Origin of the sequence: Streptococcus oralis, assembly GCF_018448765.2 — a bacterium.
GTDB classification, from domain to species: Bacteria; Bacillota; Bacilli; order Lactobacillales; family Streptococcaceae; genus Streptococcus; species Streptococcus oralis_BM.
In genome coordinates, this window is record NZ_JAHCMC020000002.1 from 1 (window position 1) to 15,901 (window position 15,901).

General features: G+C 39.5%; 18 protein-coding genes. All 18 read right to left on the minus strand.

Annotation, left to right across the window (positions count from 1 at the left end; genetic code table 11):
* Nucleotides 1-229: 229 nt before the first annotated feature.
* The gene (locus tag KIH88_RS09460) at nt 230-1,189 is read right to left on the minus strand and encodes an N-acetylmuramoyl-L-alanine amidase family protein (RefSeq protein ID WP_084852899.1); all 960 of its coding nucleotides are present in this window, start codon (nt 1,187-1,189) and stop codon (nt 230-232) included.
* Nucleotides 1,190-1,192: 3 nt separating this feature from the next.
* Nucleotides 1,193-1,423, minus strand: a complete 231-nt coding sequence (locus tag KIH88_RS09465) for a phage holin (RefSeq protein ID WP_084852900.1) — start codon at nt 1,421-1,423, stop codon at nt 1,193-1,195.
* A gap of 15 nt (nt 1,424-1,438) precedes the next feature.
* Nucleotides 1,439-1,717 (minus strand): DUF7365 family protein, encoded by a 279-nt coding sequence (locus tag KIH88_RS09470; RefSeq protein WP_084852901.1) that lies wholly within the window; start codon nt 1,715-1,717, stop codon nt 1,439-1,441.
* Nucleotides 1,718-1,726: 9 nt separating this feature from the next.
* On the minus strand, nt 1,727-1,987 hold the full coding sequence (locus KIH88_RS09475; protein ID WP_213988949.1) for a hypothetical protein: 261 nt from the start codon (nt 1,985-1,987) through the stop codon (nt 1,727-1,729).
* A gap of 58 nt (nt 1,988-2,045) precedes the next feature.
* Complete coding sequence (locus KIH88_RS09480) at nt 2,046-4,103, minus strand: DUF859 family phage minor structural protein (RefSeq protein WP_213988948.1); 2,058 nt, start codon at nt 4,101-4,103, stop codon at nt 2,046-2,048.
* Between the two features lie 11 nt (nt 4,104-4,114).
* Nucleotides 4,115-6,751 (minus strand): phage tail spike protein, encoded by a 2,637-nt coding sequence (locus KIH88_RS09485; RefSeq protein WP_213988947.1) that lies wholly within the window; start codon nt 6,749-6,751, stop codon nt 4,115-4,117.
* Nucleotides 6,751-8,259: a distal tail protein Dit gene (locus KIH88_RS09490; protein ID WP_213988946.1), complete on the minus strand. Its 1,509-nt coding sequence runs from the start codon at nt 8,257-8,259 to the stop codon at nt 6,751-6,753. Before KIH88_RS09490 ends, KIH88_RS09485 begins: the two co-directional genes overlap by 1 nt.
* Entirely contained in the window at nt 8,256-11,537 is a 3,282-nt protein-coding gene (locus KIH88_RS09495; RefSeq protein WP_213988945.1) for a tape measure protein, read from the minus strand. Before KIH88_RS09495 ends, KIH88_RS09490 begins: the two co-directional genes overlap by 4 nt.
* Nucleotides 11,530-12,099, minus strand: coding sequence for a Gp15 family bacteriophage protein (locus tag KIH88_RS09500; RefSeq protein WP_213988944.1), 570 nt, complete (start codon nt 12,097-12,099; stop codon nt 11,530-11,532). The genes KIH88_RS09495 and KIH88_RS09500 overlap by 8 nt, the downstream gene beginning before the upstream one ends.
* A 13-nt stretch (nt 12,100-12,112) precedes the next feature.
* Entirely contained in the window at nt 12,113-12,601 is a 489-nt protein-coding gene (locus KIH88_RS09505) for a hypothetical protein (RefSeq protein WP_213988943.1), read from the minus strand.
* Between the two features lie 61 nt (nt 12,602-12,662).
* Nucleotides 12,663-13,109, minus strand: coding sequence for a phage tail tube protein (locus KIH88_RS09510; protein ID WP_213988942.1), 447 nt, complete (start codon nt 13,107-13,109; stop codon nt 12,663-12,665).
* Nucleotides 13,106-13,513, minus strand: coding sequence for a minor capsid protein (locus tag KIH88_RS09515; RefSeq protein WP_213988941.1), 408 nt, complete (start codon nt 13,511-13,513; stop codon nt 13,106-13,108). The genes KIH88_RS09510 and KIH88_RS09515 overlap by 4 nt, the downstream gene beginning before the upstream one ends.
* Nucleotides 13,513-13,857, minus strand: coding sequence for a minor capsid protein (locus tag KIH88_RS09520; RefSeq protein WP_213988940.1), 345 nt, complete (start codon nt 13,855-13,857; stop codon nt 13,513-13,515). Before KIH88_RS09520 ends, KIH88_RS09515 begins: the two co-directional genes overlap by 1 nt.
* A complete protein-coding gene (locus KIH88_RS09525; protein ID WP_213988939.1) occupies nt 13,857-14,228 on the minus strand; it encodes a putative minor capsid protein in 372 nt (123 codons plus the stop codon). The genes KIH88_RS09520 and KIH88_RS09525 overlap by 1 nt, the downstream gene beginning before the upstream one ends.
* Entirely contained in the window at nt 14,218-14,610 is a 393-nt protein-coding gene (locus KIH88_RS09530; protein WP_213988938.1) for a hypothetical protein, read from the minus strand. Before KIH88_RS09530 ends, KIH88_RS09525 begins: the two co-directional genes overlap by 11 nt.
* Before the next feature lie 42 nt (nt 14,611-14,652).
* Nucleotides 14,653-14,856 (minus strand): hypothetical protein, encoded by a 204-nt coding sequence (locus KIH88_RS09535; RefSeq protein ID WP_084852914.1) that lies wholly within the window; start codon nt 14,854-14,856, stop codon nt 14,653-14,655.
* Nucleotides 14,856-15,008, minus strand: a complete 153-nt coding sequence (locus tag KIH88_RS09540) for a hypothetical protein (protein ID WP_164497117.1) — start codon at nt 15,006-15,008, stop codon at nt 14,856-14,858. Before KIH88_RS09540 ends, KIH88_RS09535 begins: the two co-directional genes overlap by 1 nt.
* Before the next feature lie 10 nt (nt 15,009-15,018).
* Nucleotides 15,019-15,891 carry a hypothetical protein gene (locus tag KIH88_RS09545; RefSeq protein ID WP_213988937.1) on the minus strand — a complete coding sequence of 291 codons (873 nt, stop codon included), beginning with the start codon at nt 15,889-15,891 and terminating at the stop codon, nt 15,019-15,021.
* Nucleotides 15,892-15,901 lie beyond the last annotated feature (10 nt).

Genomic DNA, 15,901 nt, shown 5'->3' on the forward strand with positions numbered 1-15,901 from the left:
AAAAAAGAGCACACAACAACTTATGAAGATACGCTACGATACAATCATTTACAATATGCACTAAAATCAAGTGAAAATAATAATCATATACAAGATTTTTACGTGGACTAACGACATTTTACGGCTTTTTTGCCCCTTTTTTGCCCCTTATAAAACAATAAAACCGCAGGTTATTGCCCGCGGTTTAGTGTAATCTATTTTGAAAGTTTTCCTTTCTGTTTTTTTATTTTTATTCTTTTGGTTTATCAACGACGGTGATAAGACCGTCTGGTTCGGTTTTGAAAGCTGGGTCTGTTTGAAGTTCACCGTTAGCTTTCAAATAGTACCAGCCATCGCCCGATTTGATAAATTGCTTAGATAGCATGTAACCATCTTTTTCTTCCATAAAATACCAAGTTTCACGGTATTTCACCCAACCTGTGGCCATGCGACCATCTGATTTGAAATAGTACCAGCGATGGTTAAGGAACATCCAACCTTTAACCATTGCACCACGTTTGTCTAAATAGAACCAGTCTTTTTCATCAAAGAACCAGCGGTTAATCAAGCAATAGCCACGATTATCAAATCGGAACCACTCTCCATTAATTTGTTTCCAGCTATTTGTGGGATAAGAGCCATCTGACTCCTCCCACCACCAACCAGTAGCATTTTGACGCCAACCAGCTTCAGATAGCCCACCTTCAATATCTTTCTTGAATTGCTCACGACTAATGCCCCATTTTGCCAAATAAGGGTATGGATCCACATGGTCAGAGTAGTTTCGAGGTTGATTATATGTGCAGTACTGATGCGTCTTGATTCCGGCCAAACTATCAGAATCTAGCGTTTTAGGGATACCTGCTTCATCAGCAAGGTTCCGCAAAAGCTCAACGTAGAGCTTGTAATCGCGCATGAATTCTTCCTTGGTTTCATGACTTTCAATCAGTTCTACCTGACCATAACCCTCTACGTTCCAGCCACCTCCCACATCGTAGGCTCCCATGTCTGTGTACCATGTTTGCATCACACGGCCGTTACCGACAACATGTGAGAAGAATCCTGAATCAATAGGTCGACGCATATGATAATCTGCTTCATTCTGAGCGGTTGAGTTGGGGTTGCCTGTTGAGTGAGCGTGAATCTGACGATAGGGTTGCTCTCCAACTTGCGGTAAATCAGTCCTTAATCTACTTGTATCAATATCCATTGCTTAGTCCTCACTTGGCTCATGATAATCAAGAGCGCGGTTGCTATCAGAAATTCCTGCAGTTGTTGGGTCGTTTACAACACCAATAAGTACAAGAATGTAAACAAATGTATTCACACCGTCCTGGATATTTTTCGGAATCTCAAGGCCGAATTGTTGTGCCATCAAAAACACCGCTCCTAAAAGAGCTACTAGTGTCACTTTGTTTTGCAAACGCAATTTCCAATTAATCATGTTTTTTCTCCTTTTTTATTGTTTGTTCTGAATTAGATTTTTTAGTTCTCTCACGTCCTCGCCAAGTGACTTAACTTGCTCAGCTAGAACAAGTATAGCCTTGTTTTGCTCGTCGTGATTATCAAGCCGCTTATTTGCTGACACTTTAAATTCTTGCAGATTTTCAATGTCTTTTTCCATAGCCGTAATACGATTTTCTTGCTTTGTATTGCGGTCTTTCATTGAGAAATACAGAGTTACAACAGGGACGAGAGAGAAAACGAACTGTACAATTAAACGCTCGTATTCTGGCATAAACATCTCCTATTCCTTATGCTCTTCTGCTTCCAGCTCTGCCAAAATGGCATCTTCAATCTTGTAACGCATTTCTCGTAACTCTTGCTCATGTTTACGCATGTTGCTACGATTTTTAGCGTACAAATCCGGGTCATGCAGTGTTTCGGATGTCGTTGAAACAGCATCATTATCTGTATTGATTACAGTAGTTTTGACCAACTTTTGTTGATCTCCATCTTGTGCGAAAAATTCAGCTACTAGCTGACGTGTTTTAGTGACTTTTAGCATTGTCATTTCCTCCTTTATAAATTAATTATCTTTTAAAAATTAGGGATTTTTTACGATGTTATGGATAGGGATCGGATGTGATATAAGTAATTGTCCCTGTCCAAAATTTATTACCCTGTGAATTACTTGTCAGACGGATTTTGCCATCTGAGGCTAAATGTAAGATAGCTGTTCCTGAAATTGTTGAGCCTGAATGCCCTTGTAATATCAAGTGCGCCTCGCTTGCCGGTCTAAAGCCTGCTGGTAAGGCCTCACGTAACTCCCTGTAATCTGAATCAGTATTGATAGATACTGAGATATGCTCTGTTGACAGTGTGACAGTATTTCCATTCCTTGTCGCATTGAGCTTCACGCCCCACCCACCATCGATTTTTTTTGTAACGTTTTTTTGTAAAGCTGAATAATCGGAGTTATTTGTGGACATGGATTGCTGAGCCACATAACGCCACGGCCTCCAGTTATTATCAAATCCATTCTCCCTAACAGCCATGTATCCAGATGAGGTAGTGAAACGTTGAATACGTTCATGAGAACCTGGATTAGGCTTGAATACTTCTAGCATTCCCCAAGCGCCAGAAAAGGGGTTATTTTGAGAGCTACCATCTATCCACCACGTTCCAGTCTCTTTCATCGTATTAAAATCCTGTTTGATAAGTTTTCCACATCCATTACTATCAGTTAATTGATATTGCTGAATAGGTTTATTTCTAGCAAAGATGTCTCCTAATACATCCAGAGAACCAGGTTGACCCAATTCTGCCACTTTTCCAATACCTACCCGACCATCTTTGTCATAGCTCATTACTACGCTTTCGGTCGCAACAGTAGCTGAAAATTCAACGCTTGTAAACTTATCCTCAAGTCGTCCAATGACTGTAAAAGATTTAGTAGCCGGATAATTCCCTGCTAAGTTTGCAGCCGAATTGGTCAATGTGTGAATGGTTGTAAAGATACCTGATGCGCTACCATTATCTACTGAGAAATTATTTGTATTTAATGGAGCAACCCGAAAAGTCAAAGTCATGTTATTTCTCTGCTTACCAGAGAGCATCAGAGGCGCTATTTTAGCGTTTCTGATGATTTGAATGATATTGGGCGACTCTCTTGTTCTAACAGCTGTAAAACTAAGAGAGGGAGCAAAATACTCAATGACATTGATAGTAATATCTCTAGCATCTGATTGTCTACCTCGACTATCAACCACACTAGCTCGAATCGTTGCTGATCCATTGAAATTCATCATCCCAAGCCTGCCGCCATTTTCAGTAACAACATGATTCTTATTAACAATTTCAGCTCTATAACCTGTAATCGTTGATCCATAGACACCACTAGCGCCATTAAATCCTACCTGGATATCTGAAACGATTTGAAGAAAGTTATTGCCGTTCAGCAACCCTCTAGCAACACCATTTGCATCTGTTAAGGTCACATTAGAAAGTGTAGGTTTCATGTTTTGTGGAATACTTGCTGTTAGTATAGTTGATTGCGTGCCAGTTTTAGTACCTGCCGAGTAAGTATCAACATAAATTGTCCCAGTTCCGCTTGTGCTATTTGGAATTTCATTTGCAAAATCAAGAGGGATCATCCACGTTGTGGATGTATCAACGTTAGAGGCAATAGTACCAGACCTATTACCCCAAACATACCGTACCGTATGCTTAAAAGTTGAGCTATGACGACTAATATTAATTGTGATTGGACTACCAATAATTCCAGCATTTACGCTTACAGAACTAGCCCGTGGGATGGTGGTTAGACTGATATTAGCTGTAACTGTAATTGATTCATGATAACCATTATTTGGGTTAAATGTGCAGGACAGAGGTAGAGTTTTACTTCCATCTGCATTATGGGTTATGGTACTTGAACCCCTAGCAAGAGTAACCTCTCCGTCCCAGACCTCCCAAGTTGGATTGCTGCTGTGGACATTACGCCCATCAAGAGATAGTGAAAGTGTACTACTACCATTATTGTTATATGTGTGGTAATAACTTGAGCGACTAACTGTCATCTCCCAGTTTACTGTTGTAGTATTAGCAGCGATATTCTGCGCACCTTGATCGATGTAAACATTTAAAAATAAGCTACCACTTGAATTGCTGTATTTTGCCATTTTTCCTCCTTTTATCCAACATAACGGATAACATTCACATCTTTGTTAAGATGATATTGCTCTGTCCTAAAACGCCCAATTTGAACTGACGCGGTAAAAATACCATTATCAATGTTTATTACGCCTTGTGAAATATACATAACTTCCTTACCTGCGGAAAACATGGATATTCTATCACTTGATACTTTGATAGTAGAGCTTGCATCATTTTTACCAATAATCAAGCCCTCGTTTGTGCTTTTCATGTAAGTATCAATGAATGTTTTAAGCTCCGATAAGCCTCCAAATTGAGTTGTCAACAACTCAATTCTTCTACCTGCTTCAATCAAATCTTTTTCAGATTGGGCTGCATCTTTAGCATTCTTGTCAACAAAGGCATTATATGCTTTTTCTAATTCACTAAAGGCCTCCATCGATGCTTTCGCTTTCATTTCAGCCTCTAAAATCTGTGATTTCTCATTGAGGGCATTCAACTGTTCCTGAGTTAATCCCTGGTCGGCTTTTGAATTGATACCATCCATTACATCTTCAACTGATTGAACATAATCTGGAAAATGAGAACCAATCGATAGCATCGCATTCTCAATAGAAACTCTAGTCCCAGCAGGGAAACCATAATTTGTGCCAAAGCGAATAGACACATTGTCTGCCTTGTAATCTTCAGAGGCACTAGACAAATCAATCATGAACTCAAAATGCTGTCTAGCAGTTGTACCACCTTTAAATTTCAAGCTCTTATATGAGTACCAAGGTGATGCTGAAAAGTGAACATTAGCAGTTTTATCTGAATCAAGAGGAGACAAGAAAGCAATATCAAAGGAAATTCTTACAAAATCTTTCTTAAAGCGCTCTGCATTCTTCCAAAATTCATCCACAATATAAGTACGATAGTCAAACGTTTCTTGACTATCTGTTGCAAATACCCTCGATGCTGAATCTTTAAAATAATTTCTTGTCCCGCCTTTTATCTTCGCCCATCTATCAGTCCACTTATACCTTGTCTTATCTAAGCTATTGGCCTGTTCATAGTCCGAATAATAACCTTGATAGCGCTGATTTCTATCCTCAAAAGAAAGGTCTGATCCATCCGAATTATCAGAAAATGCAAAGTGGATGACGGTTGATTTCCCATCTTCTCCTTTCTGACCAGCTTCACCATCTGAAACATTCACAAATGATAATTCATCACTTGCAACCTTATCATTATCAATGTAAGCTGAGACAAGTAAAGTAGAGGTTTTTTGAATATTTGAACCTCTTACAAGGTAGTTCATACCAGTTGTTAGGTTTCCATCAAGTGACCAACGCCAAGTTACGCCAGCGGTAATAGGTTTGCCACCCTTATAAAGTGTTGGGGTAACTACACTTTCTCCAGTCCCATTCTTAAAGATGACTCCTTGATCAGTTGCTAACTTGATAATGTATGGTTTTGATGCCTCAAAAAGTCGCTCAAAAGCTGCTTGAATACCATCTGATAACTTGTTTTCAAGTGCCTTGAAATTAGAGAAGGTAGTTTTGTTGCTTGATGGATTCGTAAAGCTAATTTTCTGCTCAGAGACCCGTGCTTGAATCATAAGAGCCGGACTAAAACCATTGTCATAAATCTTGATTGTGTCACCAATCTCCACATCGATAAATCCATCTACTTCATATGTCACCGCAGGATAACAATGCTTTTTCAACTCATTGTAAGCCAATCTGCGCAATTCTTTTGGGTTGTCTGTCTCGTAAGAGAAATCCTTTCGTATCCATTGATCATCAAATGTGCTTGGACTAAAAACGGACGGATACATTTGCATTGAGATAGGGGCATATAGAGATTCATTCCGTTGATAAAATTCAAGGATACCATCCCTCATTACAGACCAAGGCTCTAAACCTCCAAGTGTTACCACCTCTTCTACTTCTTCGCCCTTTTCATTTTTAACACGTCTTTTACCTGTTGGTCTAATTGCATTAAAAACACCTGTCTTATCAACTTTTCTAGTGATAGAAGTTAGATTTTTGCCATAAGTTAACTGTATGTCATTTCTGACACGCCCAACGCCTTGGTGATTCTCGTCGTTCTCTTGATATACATTAACTCTGAATGATTTGATAGAACTATCGGCATTTAATTGTGTCTCAAACTCAATTTCTGCATCGAATTTGTTAGCCAAACTAAGCAAACGAGCAAGATTAGTATCTTGTCCCTCCCACTCTAGGGTTCGTCTCCTATCCGAAATCTCGTTAATTCCAACGGAAAGATTACTGAAACCAAGCAACCCCATTTCTTGGCAATACTCAATAAATGACATTGCTCTTTCTGCTTTGTACGGATTGGCATGCTCATTAATCAAATCAAGATTGAGATTCTCACAATAGCATTTGATTGTCTGCTCATTTTCCTCAACGGTCATCACATTGAATAGGTAGGTGCGCCCATGGTATCGAAACGAAACCCAAGCACGCTCATTCAGATATTGATAAGCCTTAGATAACGCAGTATCCGATTTAATGGCTTTTTTAAATACAGTGAACTCAAATGTTGAGGATCCTGTCGGTAAATCCCTTGCCCAAGTATCGTCGTAATAATTAAGCGTATTTTGCTTGTCGTTATCAACAAAAGCAACTTTTTGCAAACTTGCATCATGAATTGTTAATAGCATTATAGCCACCTTTCTTCAAATTCAATCATCACTGTCGGATGTTTTTTGATAAAACTAGAGAAGTACAGCTCTAATTTTGAATTACCTGGAGGGATGGAGAGCCATTGAGAACCATCTACAACCTCGCTTGCTTTTGCAATATCATCAATATAGACTGTATCGTCTTCGCTGTTGATGACAACATTTGAACCAGTCGTAAAACGGTTAGGAATATCTCTTGTCTGCGTAACAAAGTCTTTGCGATAATAAAAACCATCCAGATACATATGAGAAACCATTGGATGATCTCGATACGCCCCTATTGTCACATGGATTCTAGCGGATTTTTTCCCTTTAATTTCCGGAATAATGAAAGTAGAGTGAGAACCACCATAAAAAACTTGGATTCTGTCATCATTACGTTTTAAGTCAGACCATCCTTTAGCCACGCTGAAAGGATTTCGGTCAGCAGTTGTTGTACCATCAAATCTCCAACGTCCCAAGATACGATAACTACCGTTCCCATCGCTTACAAAAAAGTTGTATTCACAATCAGAACTAAGATTTCGTTTAAAAGTTTCCACTCCATATAAAAATTTACCTGCTGTATCAGATACAGTAATCTTGATGAAGCCGTATTGGTTGTTTGCCTCTGCCCAAAAAACTTGTCTCCACCACAAATAGTCATCCAGTGATCCTGTTGTTTTTGCACTATTGGCTGGAATATCCCACGACAAGCTAGTTGCATAGTTGTGTAATTTGGTTTCTCCTCGCAAATCTTTCAATCGAATATGTGAGCGATCCCAGAGATCCACCATCTCAGCTGTACCGACTACATACTCTGTATTATCGTTTGTAACAGCTTGATTTTTTAACGCTTTAATAAAACCATTTGAGATCTCATTATCTCGATAGTTAAGCAGCATTTCTGATTTTTGAGATGGCTCAGTAAAAGCATCTTCGCTATTTCCAATTTCAAAAGAACCAGTATTATTCGCTATACCGATATAGCCGTTATCTGCATTGTGCTTGACTTTTACGATTGGATTTGCTGGAACTGTTCCACTGTTGGCCAAATCAAATACCATTTTATTTCCTGTTACAGTAGCGTTAGTTATGCTATCAAACTTTTTGTAAGCTGAGCTGTGAGCCACTCCATCAGGAATGACAAGTTTAAACTCCGAGCGTTGAAACCATCTTGTCAAGTTTTCTGGGGTAATTTCATCAACTGGAAACCCCATATAATACTTGTCCGGTTCATCGCCATAAACAACTTTTACAGGCTCTAGCACGTTCAAAACACCAGCCAATTCATGTTTAAGTCGCTCAAGAGCCACCCCATCACGCTCAATCATGTCAAACTTGATAGTGTGCTCCTTTTCCCCACGTTTCACTTGTTGGATGTTTACGCCCAACGAGGGAGCATTATCAAATGTAACGCTCCTCTTATTTCCAATAGGGCGAATAATATCCTTGATTTTGATAAAGCGTGACAAATCAACACCGTTGAATACCATTGTTTTCGTCATTCAAGAATACCTCTCATTCTATTTTCCCGTCTAAGTTGCTCTGACTGATATTTAGCGAATTTATCGCCTGTTTTAGCGACTAAAGTACCATCGTTTAAGTACATTTCATTTGGTCGTCTAACGGCCGTCTCAGCTACATCCAGGGCTTTTTCGAGTAGTTCGCTAGACTTGTCCATAGTAACTTTGATTTTTTCAGCTATTGTCTGCTTACTACTTTGTTTAACAGTCACTTGAGCACCTAGTTTTTTATTCAAACCTAGAGCTATTTCTGGTCTAGTATCAATCATCATGCTTTCTTTTAATCGCAACATTGATCTTTTAACAGTGCCAGCATCCGCCTCGATACCAACAGCGATACCTTGAGGGATAAATCGTCCGACTTCATCACGCATCGCTTTAGACGGTGACTGGATTCTCAGAGCATCTTTGATAGTCTCTTTCACACTTGTTGCTATTGATCTAGCCGTTTCCAAAACGGCTCCAGCACCATTATTCAATCCAGTATTTAAGCCAGCCATTGCCATTTCACCTGCGTATGTGAAATCTGATGGTAGATTATTAAACGGCTCTTTGATTTGAGTTGATAATGTTGTCATTGAATTTGTCGGTTGTGACGCACCATTATCAATACCCTCAGCTAAACCAGTAGTGATAAAACCACCATACTCATTGAAAACACGAGATGGGGAATTGATATCCATTTCACTTGTAAAGGATTCTTTTATATCATTAGCCATGTTTTTAGAAGATTCTCCAGCAGTAGAAGCGCCTTGTTCTATCCCTTGGCTGACCCCGTTGGGGATTTCTTGCCCCAAACTAGAAAAGTCAGCAGCTGCAATTTCTTCTTGTAAACTTGAAACTTGACTTTGTACGATACCTTTAATCTTATCTGTGATACCCAAAGCACCCGTATCCATACCAGCAGTTAAGCCATTCATAGCTGACTCACCACCTTGAGTAAAGACTTCGTTCAATGTTGCCAATTTTTCGTCTGATGCATTAACGAGTTCTTGAACATACAACCCACCTTGAGGCCCCATCGCTTGCAATTTAGCCAAAATCCCCTCGTTTACCCCACGTTCGGCCAATGTATTGAGGTTTGTTGCCCAGTTATTAACCGCCTCTTGGTTTTTTTGGAGATTAGCAATCATTTCATCGACACTAATAGCAGACTTATACTTGATTTGTTCAAACATGTTCGTAGTTGTCTCAAGTAATTCATTGTACTTAGTACGCATATCGTCTATTGCTTTTTGTTGAGATTTAGACATATTTTCGTATGCTACAACTTGCCTATTTGAACCATTTTCGGCGGCAGAAGCCATTGCCTCGGATGCCGCTTGTTGTACTTGTGATGTCTTTTCGTATTCTGTTTGCAATTCTGTCTGAGTATTTTTAAGCTCAGTTTCCTTGTCGTTGAGTTCTTGCAGTTTTTCTTTGCGGACACTATCGCTAACATTGGACTCTTCATTCCACTTATTCCGTTGTTCTGCAATCTGCTTCAGTTGCTCGCCAATTTCAGCACGCTTTTGTTCGATATCAAGCAGGTTCTTTTGGGATGCCTCCCATGTCGATTCTGCCTCCATCGCTGAGATTCTAGCTTTGATTTGATCACTGTTGTGAGACAAAGAATCAGAGTTCTTATCATAGGCCAGATTTAAACCGCTAACTGAGGCATTTAAAGCATCAATCTTTTTCTTGAGATTTTTCTTGTCTGCTGCAGTTTTATTTGTTTTTTGAGAAAGTTGAACAATTTCATCAGCCAATTTTTGGTAAGATTCTGTATTACCTTTTACAGACTCAAGATTTTTCTGGCGCTCTTTTGCGCTTTGTTTAACAGAATCTGTTAATTGATCCGTGCTCTTGACTAGCTCCTCTTGTTCCGATTTAAGGCGTTTTGTTTCTTCACTTTCGGCAGTCAGCCATTGCCACAACCCTACCAATGCACCAACAGCAAGACCTACACCAGCAACAATCCAACCAATCGGACCAGTTAAAGCTGTCAGCGCTGCTTTAAACGCTGTTGTTGCAGCGGTCGCAGCAATGGTAGCAGCTGTTTGCAAACTGATAGCCCCAGTTAAAACACCATAAAGTACAGTAGATGCTGTTAGCGCTCCATTGTTTGCCAGATTGGCCACCATTTGAGCTTTCGTGACTGTCCCACAAGTTGCTTGCGCGGCAGTGATTAAATTAATAATCTGTATTGCCCCTGCAGCTGTTGTTTTGAATGTTTGCCAGGAATTAATTAAGTTTTTTGTCGCAGTTATAGCTTCGTTAGCAGCACGCATAGCCACCAAAGCAGAAACCAAACTAATAATAACTGGTGTCAAAGATGAGATTACAGAAATTCCAGTACCCAAAATACTAAACAAAGTCTGAAAAACAGGCGTACTAGCCTTAATAACATTGACAATCACACCAAAAGCAGCATTGATGATTACTTTCAATGCATCAAAATTCTCAGCAATTGTTTTTCCTGTTGCTGCCGTTGTTAAATCGTCAAGAGCCTTGATTGTATTTGCGACACCTTTTACAATTGCATTTTTCAAGTTGCCAAAAGAGGTCTGAATCCCTTTACTATTAGATTTCGCAAGCTCAGCAAAACCACCAACACCACCATTTAACTCAATCAATTTTGAAGCGAACTGATCAAATGTAAGTTGTCCCTGTTTTAATGCGGAATAGAAATCATTCTGAGCAGATTGCCCAGCGAAACCAAATGATTCAGCAGTCTTTTGCAAGGCATAGGGCATGGTTTCTTGCAATGTTTTCCACGATTGCATATCGACCTTACCAGCTGATAACATCTGGCTAAACTGTTGTAAACCACGGCTTGCATCAGCACTAGAAGAGCCAGATGCAAGAAAGGCATTATTAAGAGCAAGTGTTAGATCTGTTGATTTATTGATATCTCCAGTAATAGATGTCAAGCGTTGAGCTGTACCAACTACTTCATTCAAAGTCGTAGGCAAACCCTCGATACCATTTGCAAGCTTTTTAGTTGAGCGCGTGACATCTTCTGTGCTATGCCCCATCGCTTGCATTACCCTTGGGAAACTTTCGAGCGTATCAAAACGCTGAATAGCTCCTCCTAGAGAATCTGTCAGAAGATCCACAGCTTTGGATGCTAGTTTAAAGGCAGCGCCACCAAGGGCAAATTTCTTCAGAGAATCGCTCCCTCTGTCACCTTTCTGTGCCGTTTTATCCAACTCATCGTTTAGAACCTTGACTTTATTGCCATCAACGTCTACAACGATGGTAACTTTCCCATCAGCCATTTACTTCTCCCTCCTTTCCTAAACTATATTTAGCTTGTAATTTACGCATTTTGTTCTTATCCCCACCATATTCTGGTTTCCATGCTCGGATTTCTATAATCTGTTGCATAATTGTATTGTCTGGCAAAGCATTCAAAAGCGCTTTAAATTCTGTCCATGTCAACTTGTTTTGAACTTTCAAAAGATTGATGCCATAGGCTTGTAAAAAACTTGCGTAAATGTATTCTGCATCTTGTTCAAAATCAATCAATTTTTCTTGTTCTTCTTCATTTTTTGCTGTTGGCATTGGATTGCCTAGCAAATCATACTGAACAGTTTCTTTTTCAATCCCTAAAAAATGTTCTTTTATGTAAATCCAGCAATCCACAACCTCTTTGATGTCGTATAATTCTTGGCCAGTTAGCAAATGGACAATCAACTGCGCTTGTTCTAGGGGCGTCATTTCCTCCTCGCTCAAGATTTCAAAGACATCTAGAACCTTATTAAAAGACAAGTCTATGTCATACTCTTTATCAGCAATAGAGAAATTTGTGACTAAGGCATCATTTAATTTCATAGACATATTTTTTACCTAGCTATTTCTTTTTGTTCTTTCTGCGCTTCTTGTTGTTCTTGATTGGAGTGACTTTACCCTTGCTTAAATAGTGACTAGCACGCTCTTTCACTACCGCTTTGTGTTGCTCAGCAACTTCTTCTAACTTGTCATGCAACATGATTGCGGTCTGTTCTAGAGCGTTTTTTAGAGCGTTATAATCTGGATATACAGAATACAACTTATCAAATGTACCATCGCCAAAAATAAGATCATATTGAATCTCAAGCTGTTTCTTCTCTAGTTCAATAGCGCCAGCTACTACTTCTTTAGTTACTCCATCACGCTCAATTTTGTTGTCGATATTTGCAGTTGCTACATCCAATTCATACTGGACAAGGCGACGTTGGAGTTCTTCTTCCATGTCATAAAAGCGCATCAAGCTCTCTTGACTTGTATCAAACCATAGCTCTACTTCTCCAATCTTTACCGGAAATCCTGTACGTTTTAGTTCAATCTGAATATCTGTCATGTTTCTACTCCTTTTTGTTGAAAAAAGGGCAAGGCTCAATGCCCGCCCTTATCAAAAGCTATTACCCAATACCAGTTTCTTTTGGAGTTGAGTTAAACGAAAGTTTGCATCCAAATGCTTCAAAGTCAGAAGCAGCACCAGAACCGGCTTTGATTTCTGTTGCTGTTGCAGCTCCCACCCATTGTTTTTTCTTGTCAGAAGATACGACTTTATGCCATAGCTTGCGGTCATCTCCTGTTTTGTACTTCATGCTAGCAATAAGAGCCTGTGCCTTATCTTCTGGATCATAAGTACCCTCAAAGGTATAAGCACCTTTTACACTGACTACCGTTGTTTCTTCAACTCCATCACCATCGTAGTATGCTTGATCATCTGTTTTCTCATCTGTATCATCTGATACGTCTGAGATCCATTTAGCAAGTTCCAACCATGCATCTTCTGTTGATGGTTCAACTCCTCCATTATATGGAGCTACATAATGGCCACGGAGGGCGTTTTTTTGTCTCATTGTTTGTTCCTCTCTATTACGATTTTCGCCACAATTTCAATTGTGTAATAATAATAGCCTTGCTCATCCTTGCCTTTCATGGCAGGACGACTGACATCCATTCCCATATATTCATAGGAATTGTTATCACTCGGCAAAACTAAGTCTATCTTTGATAGTTCTGAGGTTACTAACCAGATAGTGTCATTAGCTACTGAGTTCTTTTTTGCCTTTACAGCAATTTCAAATGGCAAAGAAATCTCTTGTGTGCCATCCATATACTCTTTGTCCACTTTTCCACCTGGTATCTGATTGATAACAAGGTCATCTTTGTCATCCTCAAAATAATCAAAGCGTGGTTCAACTGGTAAATTTAAAGTCTTGATATGCTTTAAAAGTACATTTTGAAAGTCATTCTCTCGCATCAAAGCCCCATTCCTTTCACAAAAGCTCTAGCCCATTCTTCGGCATGATTGCTAGTAGCAACTTGATCCCATCGTTTGCCAGTTCCTGGAGTGGTGTATCTCCTAAAGGTGACAATACCGTTTGAGCCGTAAAATTGTGCCCTAGCGTAAACTGTTCCATAGACAACAGCATCACCTTGTCCAACGATTCGGCCAGAGGCTCTCAACTCTCCACCTCTCAAGGGGATATATTGCTCATTGTCTAGCAAGATCTGGCTAGCAACAGCAACCTTTCCTCTTGTCATGGATTCGCTCGAAAGTTTCTGTTTAGCTTTCTGCAAGTCAACTTTAATGGCAATACTCATTAGATCACCTCAATTTCTTGACTGAATATCTCACCATCATAATAGTTAGTTTGAAATCCATTAATTGTGTAATCTCCTATCCCATCGTTAACTTTTGCACCCATCCAACTGTTATCAACTGTCACAAAAGATAGCGAGGGATAGAGGTATATAACCCCTTGTTTTTGCCTTGATTTTGAATTTCCTGTACCGGTTTTTGAGTTACGATTGCCAGATACCCCCACTGATCTATCAAAACGTACATTTTTAATAGTCAACGGTTCTGAATATACTTCATCCCCATAATCGTTTTTATCAGCTACTTTTTTTATGGTTAGGACATCCTTTAACAAACGCTTGTCAATCCCTTTTAATAACCGCTTATCGATCATAGGCAACTCCAACAACTAGGCTAAAGCCGGCTTGTCTCAAAGCATTTTCAGCATCCATAGACAAATTAAATTGCTGACCTGCTGAGGTGCTTTGTGAGGTGCTATAAGAGATTGATGTACGGCCAATAGAAACGCTATTAGCTAGCTGTTTGTCATCCGCTGACATAATGCCAGAGGCGTCTAGATAGGCAATTTGGAAAGCCATAGCAAGCTTTACAGCAGATTTGCGATAGGCAATTTCTTTTTCAAAATCAATGCCTTTCTGATAATAACCATTAGTGTATAGATCAATCGCTATCTTTGCCCGTTTTGCCAATTTTTCAAAGCCTGTAACTTCATCAAAACCTAGCTCATCGAACTCTTCTTGTGTTAAATAAGTCATGCGTAACCTCCCTTAAAAATAAAGGGTGTTCCCACCCCTTATTTATTCAGTAGCATCAGCTTGTTCAGATTGTGTGGATACATCTTCTACAAGCTCTAAAACTGCAGCGACATCCGGAAATGTTTGCTTGAGGTCTTTATTGACTTGATCGGCATAATTCTGTTCAAGTTCAACAAATTCTCCCTCTGCCACATAAATACCAGGTGTCTTTAGAATTAGGTTCTTAATTGCTTTATACTTAGCCATTATTCTTTACCTTTGTCCTTAGTTTCCTTTGGTGTTTCAAGTTCGCTACCATCTTCCACAAATTCCTCAAAGCCATCTGCCATAAGTTGCACCTCAAGCTCACTACCCTCTTGCACGGTATAAACTTGATTTTCTTTGATGTATTTCTTCATCTACTACCTCCTATGCTGATTTATGTGAAACGTAAACCCCATCTTCTTGAGATTTCAAGACAAACAAATCATGGTACAAACGGTTTTGGTAAAGATAACCATCACCCTCTGTGTGTTGCCCAGGAGCAAAGAGATAGATAGAGTTAAATTTAGCTTTGGCAATGATAGCTGTCTTAGCCACGATCAAGAAATTGATATCTTTACCGCCACCAGCTTTCACAAATCCAGTTGTGAAATCAAACTGAGTTTTGAAACGTGCATCATCCCAAACCTCGATAAGTTGCACTCCATCTAGCGATGTTACACGTGTGTCAATTCCTTGAGGTGATGTAGTAGCGATTGCGCGTGTAAAGTCTTTAGCACGCTCTAGGGCATCCATTACCTCGCTAGATACATACATGACAAGGTTTGATGCTCCATATTTTCGCATTGGCAAAATAGCAGCTTTCAAAATGCCGTAGACATTCTCCGGTGTAATGCTATCTTCTTGTTTGAAATGACTACCATTGATGGCAGCTGTGGCAATTTTAGAAAAGCGGTAAGCGTCAACCTCTGGTGTTGCATGTTCTGAAATGAATGTATTTGAGATGTTAGCAGCTGAAAGCTCTTGGTTTGTTTCATCAACATCTGCTGTATCAACAAAAAACTCAACATCTCGGTCAAATCCAAGAGTATAAACGTTTTTATCGCTTGATACTGTACCTGAGTTGTAACCTTTAGAGCGTGTATGTGCCTTATATCCTGTTACAGAGATTGTTGGCAATTCAAATGATTTTGCACCGAGCCAATTTACTTTTGGCGTTTCAAGAATGGCAGTCAATGAGCCTTGCATAAGGCGTTTTTCAAACTGCCCCTCATGTTTTGTGATGTAATTGATTGACATCTACTATTCC

Bases quoted from the DNA above. Each gene is read 5' to 3' on its own strand.
- KIH88_RS09505 (WP_213988943.1), bottom strand. From the start codon at position 12,601: ATGACAGATATTCAGATTGAACTAAAACGTACAGGATTTCCGGTAAAG.
- KIH88_RS09535 (WP_084852914.1), bottom strand. From the start codon at position 14,856: ATGGCTAAGTATAAAGCAATTAAGAACCTAATTCTAAAGACACCTGGT.
- KIH88_RS09480 (WP_213988948.1), bottom strand. From the start codon at position 4,103: ATGGCAAAATACAGCAATTCAAGTGGTAGCTTATTTTTAAATGTTTAC.
- KIH88_RS09490 (WP_213988946.1), bottom strand. From the start codon at position 8,259: ATGACGAAAACAATGGTATTCAACGGTGTTGATTTGTCACGCTTTATC.
- KIH88_RS09530 (WP_213988938.1), bottom strand. From the start codon at position 14,610: ATGACTTATTTAACACAAGAAGAGTTCGATGAGCTAGGTTTTGATGAA.
- KIH88_RS09475 (WP_213988949.1), bottom strand. From the start codon at position 1,987: ATGCTAAAAGTCACTAAAACACGTCAGCTAGTAGCTGAATTTTTCGCA.
- KIH88_RS09525 (WP_213988939.1), bottom strand. From the start codon at position 14,228: ATGATCGATAAGCGGTTATTAAAAGGGATTGACAAGCGTTTGTTAAAG.
- KIH88_RS09470 (WP_084852901.1), bottom strand. From the start codon at position 1,717: ATGCCAGAATACGAGCGTTTAATTGTACAGTTCGTTTTCTCTCTCGTC.
- KIH88_RS09510 (WP_213988942.1), bottom strand. From the start codon at position 13,109: ATGAGACAAAAAAACGCCCTCCGTGGCCATTATGTAGCTCCATATAAT.
- KIH88_RS09495 (WP_213988945.1), bottom strand. From the start codon at position 11,537: ATGGCTGATGGGAAAGTTACCATCGTTGTAGACGTTGATGGCAATAAA.
- KIH88_RS09500 (WP_213988944.1), bottom strand. From the start codon at position 12,099: ATGTCTATGAAATTAAATGATGCCTTAGTCACAAATTTCTCTATTGCT.
- KIH88_RS09460 (WP_084852899.1), bottom strand. From the start codon at position 1,189: ATGGATATTGATACAAGTAGATTAAGGACTGATTTACCGCAAGTTGGA.
- KIH88_RS09465 (WP_084852900.1), bottom strand. From the start codon at position 1,423: ATGATTAATTGGAAATTGCGTTTGCAAAACAAAGTGACACTAGTAGCT.
- KIH88_RS09540 (WP_164497117.1), bottom strand. From the start codon at position 15,008: ATGAAGAAATACATCAAAGAAAATCAAGTTTATACCGTGCAAGAGGGT.
- KIH88_RS09485 (WP_213988947.1), bottom strand. From the start codon at position 6,751: ATGCTATTAACAATTCATGATGCAAGTTTGCAAAAAGTTGCTTTTGTT.
- KIH88_RS09515 (WP_213988941.1), bottom strand. From the start codon at position 13,513: ATGCGAGAGAATGACTTTCAAAATGTACTTTTAAAGCATATCAAGACT.
- KIH88_RS09545 (WP_213988937.1), bottom strand. From the start codon at position 15,891: ATGTCAATCAATTACATCACAAAACATGAGGGGCAGTTTGAAAAACGC.
- KIH88_RS09520 (WP_213988940.1), bottom strand. From the start codon at position 13,857: ATGAGTATTGCCATTAAAGTTGACTTGCAGAAAGCTAAACAGAAACTT.